Raw genomic sequence first — 1,171 nt, 5'->3', positions numbered from 1 at the left:
TCGACGGTGTAGTTCGGCGCGCCGCCCATGTGCTGGCCCCAGGTGACCGGGATACGGACGCTGTTGAAGCCCTGGGCGCGGATGTTGTCCAGCAGGGCGGCGGTGACCCGCGGGTTGCCCCACGAGGTCTCGTCGGCGCCGGTCGCGTCCAGGCTGTTGCCGAGGTTCCAGCCGGGCTGCATGGCGGCGACGGCGGCCATGGCGTCGCCGGTCGGCTGCGGCGACGTCGACGTGCTCGGCGAGGCCGAGGCGCTGCGCGACGGGGAGGTGCTCGTTGACGGGGAGGCCGAGCTGACGCCGCCGGTGCAGACCGTGCCGTTGAGCGTGAACGACGCCGGCACCGGATTGCTGCCGGTCCACGACCCGTTGAAGCCGAACGACACGGTCCCGTTCGTCGCGATGGCCCCGTTGTACCCGGCGTCGCCGGCCGTGACCTGCGCGCCGGACGCGGTCACGGTCGCACTCCATGCCTGGGTGACGGTCTGCCCGGCGCCGAACGTCCACCGCAGCGTCCACCCGTTGATCGGATCGCCGAGATTCTTCACGGCCACGTCGCCGGTGAACCCACCGGGCCACTGGCTCGCGATCCGGTACGTCACCTGACACCCTGCCGCCGCATAGGCGTTGGTGGTCACGACCGCGACGAGACCCGTCAGTACGGCGACGACCGCACCGATCGTCAGCGCCAGCCGGGCCCGGAGTGTGTGCCTTCCGCCGAGCAAACCGGCCATGACGCCTCCAAGTGGTTTCGAAACCCGCCCTGTCCGGGACGGCGCGCCGGACAGTAGAGACGCCCGCTGAAAGCTGTCAATGCGCCGATACCGCACATACGGCGCGGCCGCAGTCCGGGCGTGAACGTTTCACGGGCCCGCCCGGCGCTCGCGCGCCAGCCGTCTGCCGTCGAGCCGGGTCAGAAACTGCCGCCGCCAAAGCCGCCGCCGCCGTCGTGGAGGCCAGGGAAGTGGCTCACGATCGGAGCGTAGGACGCGGAAAGGGCCGCCGGGCGGGGTGAACCCGCACGACGGCCCAGGCCGATCGTGTTACGCGACGAACTTGACGCTCTGCCGGCGGCGGTGCGCCATGAACAGCACCGCGCCGACCGCGATCAGGGCGGCGCCGCCACCGGTGAGCAGCCAGATGTTGGTGCCGGTGGTGGGCAGCGACGGGCCGC

2 protein-coding genes are annotated in these 1,171 nt (G+C 71.8%); both read right to left on the bottom strand.

The annotated features are described in order from the left end of the window. A partial coding sequence (locus tag ABZS58_RS51445; protein ID WP_354792165.1) for a cellulose binding domain-containing protein occupies positions 1-731 on the bottom strand: 731 nt, incomplete at its 3' end. 309 nt (positions 732-1,040) lie between these two features. Beyond that, complete coding sequence (locus ABZS58_RS51440) at positions 1,041-1,160, bottom strand: LPXTG cell wall anchor domain-containing protein (protein ID WP_354792166.1); 120 nt, start codon at positions 1,158-1,160, stop codon at positions 1,041-1,043. Positions 1,161-1,171 lie beyond the last annotated feature (11 nt).

It is taken from the genome of Dactylosporangium sp. NPDC005555, assembly GCF_040605635.1.
Taxonomy (GTDB): Bacteria; Actinomycetota; Actinomycetes; order Mycobacteriales; family Micromonosporaceae; genus Dactylosporangium.
This window is presented reverse-complemented; position numbering and strand designations above follow the sequence as displayed.